This window comes from Thermodesulfobacteriota bacterium (assembly GCA_030583865.1).
Taxonomy (GTDB): domain Bacteria; phylum Desulfobacterota; class GWC2-55-46; order GWC2-55-46; family GWC2-55-46; genus UBA5799.
In genome coordinates this window covers 1,650,751-1,664,032 of record CP129479.1, presented here as the reverse complement: position 1 = coordinate 1,664,032, position 13,282 = coordinate 1,650,751, and the positions used below count along the sequence as shown (strand labels likewise).

The 13,282-nt window shown below is 59.7% G+C and carries 16 protein-coding genes; all 16 read left to right on the top strand.

All coding sequences use genetic code 11. From position 1 onward, the window contains the following. Positions 1-9: 9 nt before the first annotated feature. The 16 genes from QY316_07880 to flgK all read left to right on the top strand — a co-directional run bounded on the left by QY316_07880 (position 10) and on the right by flgK (position 13,277). Entirely contained in the window at positions 10-765 is a 756-nt protein-coding gene (locus QY316_07880; protein WKZ31840.1) for a flagellar motor protein, read from the top strand. 18 nt (positions 766-783) lie between these two features. After that, positions 784-1,503 (top strand): flagellar motor protein MotB, encoded by a 720-nt coding sequence (locus QY316_07875; GenBank protein ID WKZ31839.1) that lies wholly within the window; start codon positions 784-786, stop codon positions 1,501-1,503. Between the two features lie 85 nt (positions 1,504-1,588). Further along, a complete protein-coding gene (locus tag QY316_07870; protein WKZ31838.1) occupies positions 1,589-2,068 on the top strand; it encodes a chemotaxis protein CheW in 480 nt (159 codons plus the stop codon). Next, the gene (locus QY316_07865; GenBank protein WKZ31837.1) at positions 2,065-4,116 is read left to right on the top strand and encodes a methyl-accepting chemotaxis protein; all 2,052 of its coding nucleotides are present in this window, start codon (positions 2,065-2,067) and stop codon (positions 4,114-4,116) included. Before QY316_07870 ends, QY316_07865 begins: the two co-directional genes overlap by 4 nt. Positions 4,117-4,137: 21 nt before the next feature. Further along, a complete protein-coding gene (locus tag QY316_07860) occupies positions 4,138-4,983 on the top strand; it encodes an HDOD domain-containing protein (protein ID WKZ31836.1) in 846 nt (281 codons plus the stop codon). Positions 4,984-5,163: 180 nt separating this feature from the next. Then, positions 5,164-5,565 (top strand): hypothetical protein, encoded by a 402-nt coding sequence (locus QY316_07855; protein ID WKZ31835.1) that lies wholly within the window; start codon positions 5,164-5,166, stop codon positions 5,563-5,565. Positions 5,566-5,698: 133 nt separating this feature from the next. Continuing rightward, on the top strand, positions 5,699-6,409 hold the full coding sequence (gene flgF, locus QY316_07850) for a flagellar basal-body rod protein FlgF (protein WKZ31834.1): 711 nt from the start codon (positions 5,699-5,701) through the stop codon (positions 6,407-6,409). Positions 6,410-6,435: 26 nt separating this feature from the next. Continuing rightward, complete coding sequence (gene flgG / locus QY316_07845) at positions 6,436-7,224, top strand: flagellar basal-body rod protein FlgG (protein ID WKZ31833.1); 789 nt, start codon at positions 6,436-6,438, stop codon at positions 7,222-7,224. A 3-nt stretch (positions 7,225-7,227) separates the two neighbouring features. Continuing rightward, a complete protein-coding gene (gene flgA, locus QY316_07840; protein WKZ31832.1) occupies positions 7,228-7,914 on the top strand; it encodes a flagellar basal body P-ring formation chaperone FlgA in 687 nt (228 codons plus the stop codon). An 11-nt stretch (positions 7,915-7,925) separates the two neighbouring features. Further along, positions 7,926-8,612, top strand: a complete 687-nt coding sequence (locus QY316_07835) for a flagellar basal body L-ring protein FlgH (GenBank protein ID WKZ31831.1) — start codon at positions 7,926-7,928, stop codon at positions 8,610-8,612. After that, the gene (locus QY316_07830; protein ID WKZ31830.1) at positions 8,596-9,702 is read left to right on the top strand and encodes a flagellar basal body P-ring protein FlgI; all 1,107 of its coding nucleotides are present in this window, start codon (positions 8,596-8,598) and stop codon (positions 9,700-9,702) included. Before QY316_07835 ends, QY316_07830 begins: the two co-directional genes overlap by 17 nt. 18 nt (positions 9,703-9,720) lie before the next feature. Further along, entirely contained in the window at positions 9,721-9,933 is a 213-nt protein-coding gene (locus QY316_07825; protein ID WKZ31829.1) for a hypothetical protein, read from the top strand. 8 nt (positions 9,934-9,941) lie between these two features. Continuing rightward, complete coding sequence (locus QY316_07820) at positions 9,942-10,709, top strand: peptidoglycan DD-metalloendopeptidase family protein (GenBank protein WKZ31828.1); 768 nt, start codon at positions 9,942-9,944, stop codon at positions 10,707-10,709. Between the two features lie 121 nt (positions 10,710-10,830). After that, positions 10,831-11,145 (top strand): flagellar biosynthesis anti-sigma factor FlgM, encoded by a 315-nt coding sequence (gene flgM / locus QY316_07815; GenBank protein WKZ31827.1) that lies wholly within the window; start codon positions 10,831-10,833, stop codon positions 11,143-11,145. 6 nt (positions 11,146-11,151) lie between these two features. Further along, positions 11,152-11,637 carry a flagellar protein FlgN gene (locus QY316_07810; protein ID WKZ31826.1) on the top strand — a complete coding sequence of 162 codons (486 nt, stop codon included), beginning with the start codon at positions 11,152-11,154 and terminating at the stop codon, positions 11,635-11,637. A 2-nt stretch (positions 11,638-11,639) separates the two neighbouring features. Continuing rightward, a complete protein-coding gene (gene flgK, locus QY316_07805) occupies positions 11,640-13,277 on the top strand; it encodes a flagellar hook-associated protein FlgK (protein WKZ31825.1) in 1,638 nt (545 codons plus the stop codon). The last annotated feature ends 5 nt before the right edge of the window (positions 13,278-13,282 follow it).

The window sequence follows — 13,282 nt, the reverse complement described above, 5'->3', positions numbered from 1 at the left end:
ACCGGCTTAATGGATATATTGACTATACTCGGGCTCGTACTCGGCTTCGGGGCCGTTCTCGGCGGCATGGTGCTCGAAGGCGGGCACCTCGGGTCCATTGCCCAGGTGGCTGCGGCAGTCATCGTATTCGGCGGGACCCTCGGCGCGGTCCTCGTCAATTACCCGCTTAACGTATTCGTCCTGGCGCTCAAGAACGCGAAGCTCGCGCTTTTCCAGAAGACGAGCGACCCTTACACGGTCATAAAGCTCATAGCCGAGCTTTCGGCCACCGCCAGGAAGGACGGCCTCCTTGCGCTCGAGTCGAGCATCAAGAGGGTACAGGACCCGTTCCTCCGGAAGGGCCTGCAGCTCGTGGTGGACGGGGCCGAGCCCAAGCTCACCCGCGAGATACTGGAGATAGACATAGCGCATACCGAGGAATACAACCTCACGTCAGCCAAGGTGTACGAGTCGGCGGGCGGCTACGCCCCGACCATAGGCATCATAGGCGCGGTCCTCGGGCTCATCCACGTAATGGAGAACCTCTCTGACCCCTCGAAGCTCGGCGCTGGAATAGCGGTCGCGTTCGTCGCCACGGTATACGGCGTCGCCTCCGCCAACCTCGTCTACCTGCCTATGGCCGGAAAGATAAAGATGAAGATACGCGAGCAGGTGATAATGCAGGAGATGGCGGTGGAGGGGCTCATATCCCTTTCAGAGGGCGAAAACCCGAGGAGGGTCGAGGAGAAGCTCGTCGGCTTCCTGAGGGAGTCCCAGAGGAAATAGCCAGAGGAAATAGACAGTATGGCCAGGAAGAAAAAACACGAGGAGCACGAGAACCACGAGCGCTGGCTCGTATCCTACGCGGACTTCATAACGCTCCTCTTCGCGTTCTTTACGAGCATGTACGCCATCTCCTCGGTAAACGAGGGCAAGTTCCGTATAATGAGCGAGTCGCTTGCCATAGCCTTCAACCCGACGCTTTTCACCTCGACCCGCATGCAGGAGGGCCCGAAGTTCGTAAGGGAGCAGCGCGCCCAGGTCAGGGACGAGTTCAAGGACATGCACACCAACAACTACGAGAAGATCCAGGCCGCCCTCCGTGAGCTTCAGGAGAACCAGAAGCTCACGCTCATATTCGAGGAGCAGAAGGTGACCATCAGGATTTCCGAGGGGATGCTCTTCGAGCCGGGGAGCGACAAGCTGCTGGACGAGGGCCTTCCCGTAATCGACGAGGTCGCCAGGGCGCTCGTCGACATGCCCAACAGCGTGAGGATAGAGGGGCATACCGACAACATACCAATATCCACCGAGCGATTCCCTTCAAACTGGGACCTCTCCAGCGCCCGGTCCATAAGGATACTCAAGTATTTCATCGACAACCACAGCCACGACCCGAGGAAGCTATCCGCCATAGGCTTCGGCGAGTACAGGCCCATAGACACGAACGACACGCCCTCCGGCAGGACGAAAAACAGGAGGGTCGACATCATGGTGCACAGCCCGGACCTGCAGCTGATGTAAACCGCGCCCCGCAGGGGGCCTCAAGTTTCCGCGGACGCCGTCCGAATAGAAGAGTGCGCGCTCAAGCGGACGTATGGAGGTTCAAATGGAAGCGAAAAAGGATCTAGACGCAAGGGAGGTGCTCCAGCTCGTCACCTTCAGGCTCGGAAAAGAGGAGTTCTCTCTCGACATACTCCGGGTGCAGGAGATAATCCGGCACATGGAGCTGACGAGGGTCCCCAAGACGCCGGATTTCGTGGACGGGGTCATAAACCTCAGGGGCAAGGTCATACCGGTACTTGACCTCAGGAAACGGTTCGGGCTCGGGTCGGACGAGATGACGAATGAAACACGGATAATAGTCGTCGAAGTCGACGACAAGACGGTGGGGCTCAAGGTCGACGCGGTCTCAGAGGTCCTGAGGCTTCCGGCCGACAGGGTCGAGGCGCCCCCGGAGATGGTGACCGGCGTCGAGTCCGAGTACATCAAAGGGGTAGGCAAGCTCGACGGAAGGCTCCTCATCCTTCTTGACGTCGAAAAGGTGCTCTCCAGGAACGAGAAGGAGGCTTTGACGGCGGTTGCATGAGAAGTGTGCGTGAAATCTTCGGGACCGTAAGGTCGAGGCTGCTCGGAAGCTACGCCTTCATACTTTTCGTGCTCCTTCTTCAGATCCCTGTGGTCTACTTCGTGGTTGACGGCCTGAGCGGCAAGTATGCCCGGCTGGAAATCGCCGGGGACCTGAAGGCCAGGGCCGTCGAAATGGAACAGGTCCTCAACAGGCGCACTTTGAGCGGGGGCGAGGGCATCGAGCGCCTCTTGGACGCTAAAAAGGCTGAGTTCGGCGAGATCCTCGCCGCGCTTAAAGAGAAAAGCCGCGGGACAGGAAGTGACGAGATTGCGTCCCTTTCCGACGCATGGCATTCAATGGGCAGAGCCCTTGACAATGCCGCGAGGAGCGGCGAGAGGCTGGCCTCGGCGATGGCGGGGATCGAGGACGGGACCGGCCCGTCCGCCGAGAGGCTTAAGGAGCTGGGGAGCGCGCTGCTGCGCGACGCATCATATGCAAGGCACGTCGAGGTGGCCGGCTCGCTCATGGAAAAGAACGCGAGGCTCGCGTTCCTCGCCGAGCGCTACGCCAGGTCCGACTACGACACGCAGCACACTGGAGCAGAGCTTTACGTCACGCTTGACGAGTTCGATAAAGAGCTCGATCTTATTCGGAACGGCTCGGCGCCGCTTGGCATGAAGCCCGCTTCCGGCAGGGAGCTGGAACGGATATTCGGCCAGATAGACCCGCTCTGGGCTGAAAGGAAAGAACTTATCGACAGGGCCGTAAAGAGCAAGGACGAGTTTTCATCCAGGGCCAAAGAGATATCGGCCGTGCACCTCCCGAAGGTAGCGGACGCAAGCGAGAGGCTTTCCGGGGGCGCCGCGCCGGGCGCATGGAACGGCGCGCTTAAGGGCATGGCCGTTGTCGCAACGTCGATACTCGCTTCCGTCGCCTGCGTGGTCTTCCTCATGTGGGCGGTTAACAGGCGCGTGCTTGAGCCGCTCGGCAGGATCGCGGGGACGGTCGAGGGTTTTGCCGCGGGCGACCTCACGAGAAGGACCGGACTGGGCGCGGCCTTAACGGAAATGGACGCCAGGGACGAGATATGGGCGCTCGGCAGGAGCACCGACAGGATCGGCGAGCAGATCTCGGCCCTCATCGGCAAGATAGCCGAGACCTCCAGCCACCTGGCCTCGGCATCCGAGGAGCTCTCCGTATCGGCGGCCCAGATGTCGGAAGGCGCCGGCAGGCAGTCCTCGCAGACTACACAGGTCGCTACCGCGATGGAGGAGATGAACGCCACTGTCATAGAAGTGGCGCGGAATTCCCAGCAGGTCTCGGAATCAGCGAAGGCGGCACAGGAGATAGCTATCGAGGGCGGGAGCATAGTATCCGACGCAATCTCGGCAATGATGGAGGTCGCGCGGGCCACAAGCGCGACCTCCGATACCATAAAAAGCCTCGACAGGAGCTCGGAGGAGATAGGGACGATAGTCTCCGTCATAAACGACATAGCCGACCAGACGAACCTTCTTGCGCTGAACGCCGCGATAGAGGCGGCGAGGGCCGGCGAGCAGGGCAGGGGCTTTGCCGTGGTCGCTGACGAGGTAAGGAAGCTCGCCGAAAGGACGACGAAGGCCACCAAGGAAATAAGCGGGATGATAGGAGCGATACAGGGCGAGACCGGCAAGGCGGTCTCGGCCATGTCCGCGGGCTCGAAGAAGGTCGAGAACGGCGTTTCGCTCGCGAACAGCGCCGGGACCGCCCTCAAGCAGATAGTCACGGGGGTGGAGAACGTCACTGACCGCATCGCCCATATAGCCACGTCTGCCGAGGAGCAGAGCTCGACTGCCGACGAAATAGCCAGGAACATGGACTCGATAGCGGAGGTCGCAAGGACCAACGCGTACGCGATAGAAGAGGTTACCAAGGCGACCAATGAAATGGCCCGGCTCGCCGGCGACCTAAGCGACCTCGTCTCGAATTTCAGGGTTTCGTCCGGGACAGCGGGCGGCAGAGAGGCGCTTGATGGTGACGTTTTCCTGCCACCAAGCGAGAGACTGGAAGCCGCCGGGACCATCTAATAGGAACAAAAGGAGAGCGCCATGCAGCCAGCCAGAAATCTTGAAGAGGTCATCAACAGGACCCTTGACCTGCCGGTCCTGCCGGCCACGACCCAGAGAGTGCTCGGGATGATGGCCGACCCGGACGTCTCGATAGAGAAGATAAAGAAGATAATCAGCACCGACCCGGGGCTTACCACGAAGATCATGAAGGTGGCCAATTCAGCCTTTTACGGGAGCTACCGCAATATCCAGAACCCGACACAGGCGATACTCAGGCTCGGGCTCAACTCTGTCAGGAACATAGTCGTTGCGACCTCGATGAAAAACGTCTATAAGAGGTTCGGCCTCACCGAGAAGCTCATATGGGAGCAGATGATCGGGGCCGCTGTCGCGGCGAGCATCATAGCCAGGGACACGCGCCGCTCCGACCCGGAGGACGCCTTCATAGGGGGCCTTCTGCATGACGTCGGCAAGGTGGTCTTGAATAACGAGTTCCCCGAGAAGTTCGCGCTCATGTTGCAGAGCGTGTATAACGAGATGGTCCCGTTCGATGTAGCGGAAAGGGAGCACTTTGATTTTTCCCAGAGGGACGTAGGCGCCTATATAGTCAGGAAGTGGGGCTTCCCCGAGTCACTCGAGAACCTGATACGCGGTTTTGACGGCAAGGGTGCTCCCTCAGTGGATGAAAACATCCGGAACCTCGTCAATACGATAGCCCTGGCGGACAGCATGTGCCAAAAGTTTGGCATGGGATGGAGGAAACCTGGCGGTGATGAGATAGCCTACGGCGGACTGCCAAAGTCGCTCGGCCTTGAGAAAAAGGGGTTAGAGGCGCTCGAGGAGAAGGTGAAACTCGCCTTTGCAGAGAGCGCTGACCTGTATTAGCCTGTTTTATCGATTGTTTTTTCTTCCTCCCTGGGGCCTCGGGCCCCTTTTTTCATTTCTGCTCCTGGCCTCTTAGTCAAAACAATCACATTGAAAGATGAAGGGCACGGGTTTTGCAGTTTTACTTGACCGGCTTACAGGGCCGTGTCCGGCCCGAAAATAATCGGACAGGGGTCTAGCATGTTCATCTGGGCAGTCGTCCTCCTTGTGATCAACGTCGCCTTCATGGGCGGAATACTCTACATATTGCTCTGCAGGAGGGGCGCCGTGGCCGCGCCTGGCGCTCATGCCGGGACGTACGACCTTGAAAAGCTGAGGACCGAGCTTACGGAAATGCGTAGGGCCGCCTCGGCGCTCGGCTCTGAGATACGGCGTACCGAGGCCGGCCTCTCCGGTAAAAAAGCCACGCTCGACGCTGTGCCTCCCGCTCTCCAATACAGCGGCGCGCCGGAGGGCCGGGACGACGTATATTCAAGGGCGCTCAAGATGCAGAGCTCCGGGGTACCTGTGAGCGAGATAGCGAGGGTGCTGGGGCTTTTTAACGGCGAGGTCGAGCTTCTATGCTCGCTTAAACGGCTTTGATGCGGAAAAAAATTCCGCAGCGGGAAAAATAGTCCACCTGCTTGGCCCGCAAAGGCGTTCTTTATTCGACTTTCTTATGACCTTCGTCTTGGCATGGCGGTTGCAAAGGTAAATTGCATCAAAGGAGTCGTAAATGGATAAATCGATCTTCGTAGCTCTCTCAGGCGCCGTGCTCCAGGAAAGGAGGATGGAGGTCCTGACCGACAACCTCGCGAACGTAAACACGACCGGCTTCAAGGCCCAGAGGCCCCTTTTCGAGGACTCGATGACGGACGCTTTCCGCGTCCGGACCTTCGGGAGGCTCGACGACGTCGTGACCGACATAGGCCAGGGGCCTTCGCAGATGACGCACAGGAAGCTCGACGTAGCCGTAAGGGGCGAGGGGTTTTTCGCGGTCGATACGCAGGCCGGCACGAGGTATACGAGGGACGGCAGTTTCGTGCTCGACCCCGCGGGCGTGCTCGTGACCAAGGAAGGGCACAGGGTCATGGGCGAGGACGGTCCGATAACGCTCGCTGGGCCGGACGTGCTTATAGACCCGGACGGCGGCATGCACGTGAACGAGGCCGCAATCGGCAGGCTAAAGCTCGTCTCGTTCGCCAACCCTTTGGAGCTCAGGAGGGAGGGCAACTACTTCGTGGCGCTCCCGGGCGCGGGGGAGATGCCCGCAAGCCCCGATACCCAGGTGGACCAGGGCTTTCTCGAGGGCTCGAACGTGAACGCCGTAAGGGCCATGACGACGATGATAGAGGCAATGAGGTCATATGAGACCAACACCAAGCTCATACAGAGCATGGACGAGATGACCAAAAAGGCCATAGACGAAGTAGGCAGGACGTCCTGACAAGGCATGAAAAGGAGGATTTGACGATGATAAGGGCTCTTTGGACGGCTTCCACCGGTATGGAAGCCCAGCAGATGAACATAGACATAATAGCCCACAACCTCGCGAACGTGAACACCACGGGGTTCAAAAGGAGCAGGGCCGACTACCAGGACCTCCTCTACCAGGAGATGAAATCAGCGGGCTCTTCGTCATCGCCGTCGACAATGGTCCCGACGGGCATACAGGTGGGCCAGGGCGTAAGGACCGTCTCGACCGAGAAGGTCTTCAGCCAGGGGAATTTCAAGCAGAGCGGGAACCCTCTCGACCTCGCCATAGAGGGCGACGGGTTCTTCCAGATAGCGAAGCCCGACGGCCTCACGGCGTACACCCGGACCGGCGAGTTCAAGGTCGACAGCGAAGGCCGCCTCGTCACCTCTGACGGGTACCTTGTCGAGCCGCAGATAACCATACCGGCGGACGCGATAGCCTTGAGCATCAGCGCGGACGGCATAGTATCGGCCACACAGCCCGGCATAGCGATACCCACGCAGGTGGGCACCATGGAACTGGCGAGGTTCGTAAACCCCGCCGGCCTGCAGCCGGTCGGAAGAAACCTCTACCAGGAGACCGCGGCGTCCGGCCAGGCCACGGTCGGCGCACCGGGGACCGACGGCCTCGGCACGCTCGCCCAGGGCTTCCTCGAGATGTCGAACGTGAGCGTGGTCGAGGAGATGGTCAGCATGATAGCCGCGCAGAGGGCATACGAGATAAACTCCAAGTCCATACAGACGACCGACGAGATGCTCCAGACCGCCACGTCAATGAAGAGATAAGTGATGATTTCAAGGATACTGTTCATATTCGCGTTTCTCCCGCTCTTCCTCGCCTGCACTGCCGAGGCCGGGAGCAGCGCGGGCGCTATTTCGTTCGTAAAGGCCGAGCTCGCGAAGGGGCTTCCCTGGGAGAGGGAGGCAATCGAGATTGACGAGATAGATATATCCGGGCTCGGGCCTGCGAAATACGATTCCATGAGGCTCGTGCTCCCGAGGAGGATATCCCAGCCGGGCAAGGTCTCTTACCAGCTTGAATTGAAAAGGGCAGGGCAGGAACCGAGGACGGTCTGGGGCAGCGCCAGGGTAAGGGTCTTCAGGGACGCGGTCCTGGCCCTTAAGCCCTTGAAGGCGCGCACGAAGATAAGCGAGGACGACCTCAAGGTGGCAAGGGTGGAGCTCGAAGAGGCCAGGGATTCCTTTGCCGCGACCAGCGAGCTTGCAGGCCTCATTGCGACAAGGCCGGTCCCTGCGGGCTCTGTCATAAAAAAGACGCATGTGGGCCCGGAGGTGGTCGTTAAAAGGGGTGAAAGGGTCCTTCTGAAGCTCGAGGGCGAGAATATTACCGTGAGGTCCACGGGAGTGGCCTCCCGGGACGGCCACAGGGGCTCGAAGATACCGGTAAAGACCGCGAATGGCAGAGAGGTGCTAGGCACCGTGGCCGGGCCGGGCAGGGTAGTCATAAAATTCTAAAGAAGGTGGGCATGAAAAAAGCTCTATTCATAATAATCCTGGCACTGGTCGCGGGCTGCTCAACGCCGCAGCCCAGGAAGATAGACCTGACCCGGATACCCGTAAAGGGGGGGGATACTCCGGCGACCACAGGCTCCATATGGCCCGGCGAGACTTCGAGGAACGCCTTTTTCCAGGACCTCAGGGCCAAGAACGTCGGCGACATAGTGACCGTCAGGATAACCGAGAAGACGAGCGCCATAAACGGGGCCAATACCTCTACCGCCAGGGCGTCATCGAACGACATAAGCATATCGAGGTTCTTCGGCATGCCGCTTAATTTCGGCATGAGGAACTTCCTCGGCCAGGGGCAGCCGTTCAGCCCCGAGGTGCAGTCGAGCTACGACGCCGAATTCGACGGCTCCGGCACGACCAGCAGGAGCGGCGAATTGAGCGCGGTCATAGCGACAAGGGTCGTGGAAGTCCTCCAGAACGGGAACCTGGTACTGGAGGGCAGGAAGGACACGATAGTCAATAACGAGCAGCAGTACATAGTTTTAAGCGGCATAGCGCGGCCCGAGGACATAAACGAGGAGAACGTGATCCCGTCCATACTCCTTTCGGACGCTAAAATAGAGTATTCCGGAAGCGGCGTGGTCGCGGACGGGCAATCGCCGGGATGGCTCAGGAGGGTACTTGACAATGTCTGGCCTTTTTAGGGTTTTCATAACGCTCGCCGCGTTCCTTCTGGCGGCGGTCCAGGACGCAGGCGCCGCCCGCATAAAGGACATAGCATATGTCGAGGGCGTAAGGCCGAACCAGCTCATAGGGTACGGCCTGGTCGTCGGGCTTAACGGCACCGGCGACAAGTCGAGCGCGGTCTACACGACTCAGTCCATCGCGAACATGCTCAACAAGCTCGGGCTCAAGTTCGACCCCAGCAGCATAAAGGTCAAGAACACCGCCGCGGTGCTCGTAACGGCCGAGATCCAGGCCTTTGCGAAGCCCGGCTCCGGCATAGACGTAGTCGTCTCCTCGCTCGGTGACGCGACGAGCCTCCAGGGCGGCACGCTCATCGCCACTCCGTTAAGGGGGCATGACGGCGCGGTCTACGCGGTGGCGCAGGGCCCCCTTGCGCTCGCGGGCTTTGCGGCTGGCACCGAGACGGCAAGGGTAACCAAGAACCACCAGACAGCGGCCAAGATACCCGACGGCGCGATTATAGAGAAGGAAGTCCCGCTCTCGATTGCCGGCAGGCAGGAGCTCTTCCTTTCGCTCCGGTCGCCCGATTTTACGACCGCCGAGAGGGTTGCAAGCGCGGTAAACGAGCATTTCGGCATGGAAGGCGTCGCGACCGCCGTAGACCCCGGGAGCATAAGGCTAAACCTGCCCGGTGGTTTCGACAACCCGGTCGCTTTCATCTCCACGGTGGAGAGGATAGACGTGAGCCCCGATGCGGTCACCAGGATAGTGGTGAACGAGAGGACCGGGACCGTCGTCATGGGCGAAAACGTCAGGATATCGACGGTCGCCGTGTCCCACGGGGACATCTCGATAGAGATAAGGACGCAGTACGCGATCTCGCAACCGGGGCCTTTCTCTCCGAAGGGTGAAACGGTCGTAGTCCCATACGACGAGGTCGAGGTGGACGAGCAGAAATCAAGGCTCATAGTCCTCCCGGAGAGCGTGACACTCGGGGAGGTGGTGAGGGCCTTGAATCTCATAGGAGTGACCCCGCGCGACCTTGTCGCCATACTCCAGGCCATAAAGGCGGCGGGAGCGCTGCAGGCAACTCTTGAAATAATCTGAAAGGCGGGTGAGTGCACAATGGGCGCGGACGTCGTCGGCGAAGAACTTGCTATAAGGAGCTCACACAGGATACCGAAGGAGTGCAAGCATTATATCTCACACCATGTGAGGAACGGCCTCGTATCCATCATGGGCCTCGCGATGAAGATACAGGAAGAGCCAGGCGCGCTAAAGGAGCTCGAGGGCGCGATAATCCACATAGCCGGCGACCTCGAAAAGGTCGGCCTTTAGGAATGCACATGGACGTCGTAAATACGATAAGCGGGGCCCGGGAAGGCGTATCTGCCGGTAGGGACGGGACCCAGGCGGAACTCAGGAAGGCTGTGGCCGATTTCGAGGCCCTGTTCATAAACCAGATGCTGAAGACCATGAGGGAGACCGTTAATAAAGGCGACCTGTTTAGCGGCGGCAGCGGCGAGGAGATATATACCTCTCTTCTCGACGCCGAGCTTTCGAGGGTAATGGCCCGGGCGGGCGGCATCGGGCTCGGGGATATACTCCTCAGGGATTTCACGGGGGCCGATCCCCTTCTGCTCGATAAGGGCCTCCCTTTAAGGGCATATGCACATGCGCCTGAGGTCCGAATGCCCTTTGCGCCTGAGGCACCGGCAAGGGGCATGGAGTTCATGTTCCCGGTCAAGGGGGAAGCAAAGGTAAGCTCGGGTTTCGGGATGAGGACCGACCCCCTGACCCGTGAGGAGAGGTTCCATCACGGGATCGACATAGCCGCGGCCGAGGGCACTCCCGTTTTCCCGGCCGCTCCGGGCAGGGTAGTCTTCAGCGGCTGGAAGGGCGGTTACGGGAACCTTGTCGAGGTGCTCCATGATGACGGCCATGTTACCAGGTACGGGCATAACGCCGAAAACCTCGTAAAGGCCGGGGACAGGGTCGATTTCTCCAGGCCCATAGCATATGTCGGCTCCACAGGCCGCTCCACCGGGCCTCACCTCCATTTCGAGGTCCTGATGAACGGGATTGCCCTGAACCCTGACACTTTTTACGGCTGAAACGCATTAAGCCCCGGCATGTCCGGAATATTGACGCAAAAGGCCCCGCACTCCTAAAGTTTTGGAAAAACGCCGCCGATATGGACGTAAGTTGATTCATATGGCACTTTAGGAGGAATTCATGAAAATCGGCGGCAAAAAGCCAGGCGGAGTAGGGACTGACAATTACGTTAAAAAGGCCGGTGACGGCGGAAATGTAAAGAAAAGCGGCGGCAGCGGCGGAGCGACTTCCGGCGACAGCGTAGACATATCACCCAGGGCAAGGGAGTTCCAGAGGGCCAAGTCGCTCCTCGACACGGTCCCTGACATGAGGGTCGAAAAAGTAGTAAAGCTCAAGAACGAAGTGGACCAGGGGAGCTACGAGGTAGACGCCGGCAAAGTGGCGGAAAAGATGATAGAGCGTGCGGTCAGGGACGCCCTGCAAGCCAAAAAATAGGATGATATGGACGGGCTCATAGGACACCTCAAAAAAGAGATAGGGCTCTGCAAGGAGCTCATAGCCGTTCTCCACAGGGAGACGGAGTCCATAGTAGCGAGGGACTACAAGGCGCTCTATGAGGCAGCGGGTGAAAAAGAAGGGCTCGTAAGAAAGATCGACGCCTCCGTAGCGGCGAGGGTAAAGCGCATAGAGGATGCATGCGCTTCTCTCGGCATTCAGTGCGACGACGGACCCGCGCTCGAAAGCATAGTGAGGCATGGAGGCGAGTTAGGGGCCGAGCTCGACGGGTGCCTTAAAACACTCGCGTCGCTCGCGGCGAGCATAAAGGAGCTTAACGACCTCAACAGCCTGGCGATCCGGAGCTCTCTCGACAACGTCAAGAAGACCCTCGGGTTCCTGGGCAACTTCCTTCAGCCGAGCGCGTACAGGCCCGGCGGCAAGGCCGAAGAGCTCGCCTTCAAGGGCTCGCGCTTGAGCAAGGGGGCCTGAGCATGTCGAGCCTGAACGGTGTCTTCAACATAGCCAAATCGGCCCTCATGACCAGCCAGAAGGCCCTGAACGTCACATCCCACAACATCTCGAACGCCAACACCGACGGGTATACCAGGCAGCGGGCCGTGCTTTCGGCGAACAACCCCGTGACCTTCGGAGGCCTCCAGTACGGCACCGGCGTAAGCGTCACGGCCATAGAGCGGGTCTACGATTCCTTCCGGACGGTCCAGTTGAGGAGCGCGGTGTCGCTTTTCTCCAGCTACGAGACCGCGGGCAGCCACTTGTATGCCCTGGAATCGATATTGAACGACTTCGACGGCTCGGGCCTGAGCTCCAGGCTCGACGCCCTTTTCAACGCCTTCCAGGAGCTCGCGGCCAATCCGTCGTCCTACGGCGAGAGGTCGTCCCTGATAGCGAGGGCCACCGTCCTCGCCGACACGATAAATTCCATCGACGGCGCGATAAGGGACAACGTCTCCAACATAAGGGGCTCGATAGAGGCCAAGGTAAGCGAGATAAACGGGATAGCCTCCGAGATAGCGGGCCTCAACCAGCAGATATCGGCCACCGAGCTTTCAGGCATGGACGCCAACGACCTAAGGGACAGGAGGGACGTCCTCCTTGAGGGCCTCGCGAAGGTCGTGGACGTCTCGGTAGCGGAGAACGACCAGGGCCAGGTAGACGTATTCCTCGGCGGCTCGTTCATAGTAGCCGGCGTAAAGAGCTCGGAGATGACGGCAGGGACCGACCCTGACTCCATTGACGCGTTCAAGCTCTACCTGAACGGCGCATCGATCGAGTCGAGGATATCGAGCGGCAGCATAAAGGGAGATATCGACGGATACGCGTATTTCAAGGACGCCCACTCGAAGATAAACCTCCTCGCGGCATCGCTCGTAAAGGAGGTCAACCTGCAGCACTCGGCCGGATGGGGCCTTGACGGCTCGACAGGGGTCGATTTCTTTACACCACTTTCCGTGTCCACTCGGTCCGCAGGCACGAACCAGGGCGGCGCGGTCATATCCGCGGGGGCCGTCACCGACTTAAGCCAGCTTACGCTCGACGACTACGAGATACGGTTTTCCGGGCCCGGCGCGTATACGGTATTCAATGCAGGGCAGAATAGCGTAGTCGCGACAGGCGCTTACACTTCGGGCTCCACCATTGGCTTCGACGGCCTGAGCGTCACCATAACCGACGGCGCCCGCCCTCCGGCGGCAGGGGACAAGTTCATGGTAAGCGCGACCGAAAGCGCTGCCAGGAATTTCTCGGTGGCGGTAACGGACCCTGACAAGGTCGCGGCTTCCTCCACGTCCGCGGGCGTCCCCGGCGACAACACGAACGCCACGGAGCTTGCCGGGCTGAGGGACAAGGCTTCGATAAGCGGCGCCTCGTTCGGGAACTTCTACAACAGGGTGGTAACGGACCTCGGGACCAGCGCCGGAAACGCGAAGGCCAGGGCCGAGGCCCAGAAGATATACATGTCCGAGCTCCGGGCGGCCAGGGACTCGGTCTCCGGGGTCTCCATAGAGGAGGAGGCCATAAACCTCGTTAAGCTCCAGAGGGCATACGAAGCGGCCGCGAAGGTCATGTCGACCGTGGACCAGATGCTTGAAACGCTCCTCAGCATCAGATAGGAGGC

Bases quoted from the DNA above. Each gene is read 5' to 3' on its own strand.
- flgA (WKZ31832.1), top strand. From the start codon at position 7,228: ATGATTTCAAGGATACTGTTCATATTCGCGTTTCTCCCGCTCTTCCTC.
- QY316_07855 (WKZ31835.1), top strand. From the start codon at position 5,164: ATGTTCATCTGGGCAGTCGTCCTCCTTGTGATCAACGTCGCCTTCATG.
- QY316_07820 (WKZ31828.1), top strand. From the start codon at position 9,942: ATGGACGTCGTAAATACGATAAGCGGGGCCCGGGAAGGCGTATCTGCC.
- QY316_07825 (WKZ31829.1), top strand. From the start codon at position 9,721: ATGGGCGCGGACGTCGTCGGCGAAGAACTTGCTATAAGGAGCTCACAC.
- QY316_07860 (WKZ31836.1), top strand. From the start codon at position 4,138: ATGCAGCCAGCCAGAAATCTTGAAGAGGTCATCAACAGGACCCTTGAC.
- flgF (WKZ31834.1), top strand. From the start codon at position 5,699: ATGGATAAATCGATCTTCGTAGCTCTCTCAGGCGCCGTGCTCCAGGAA.
- QY316_07880 (WKZ31840.1), top strand. From the start codon at position 10: ATGGATATATTGACTATACTCGGGCTCGTACTCGGCTTCGGGGCCGTT.
- QY316_07835 (WKZ31831.1), top strand. From the start codon at position 7,926: ATGAAAAAAGCTCTATTCATAATAATCCTGGCACTGGTCGCGGGCTGC.
- QY316_07865 (WKZ31837.1), top strand. From the start codon at position 2,065: ATGAGAAGTGTGCGTGAAATCTTCGGGACCGTAAGGTCGAGGCTGCTC.
- QY316_07875 (WKZ31839.1), top strand. From the start codon at position 784: ATGGCCAGGAAGAAAAAACACGAGGAGCACGAGAACCACGAGCGCTGG.
- QY316_07830 (WKZ31830.1), top strand. From the start codon at position 8,596: ATGTCTGGCCTTTTTAGGGTTTTCATAACGCTCGCCGCGTTCCTTCTG.
- flgK (WKZ31825.1), top strand. From the start codon at position 11,640: ATGTCGAGCCTGAACGGTGTCTTCAACATAGCCAAATCGGCCCTCATG.
- QY316_07870 (WKZ31838.1), top strand. From the start codon at position 1,589: ATGGAAGCGAAAAAGGATCTAGACGCAAGGGAGGTGCTCCAGCTCGTC.
- QY316_07810 (WKZ31826.1), top strand. From the start codon at position 11,152: ATGGACGGGCTCATAGGACACCTCAAAAAAGAGATAGGGCTCTGCAAG.
- flgM (WKZ31827.1), top strand. From the start codon at position 10,831: ATGAAAATCGGCGGCAAAAAGCCAGGCGGAGTAGGGACTGACAATTAC.
- flgG (WKZ31833.1), top strand. From the start codon at position 6,436: ATGATAAGGGCTCTTTGGACGGCTTCCACCGGTATGGAAGCCCAGCAG.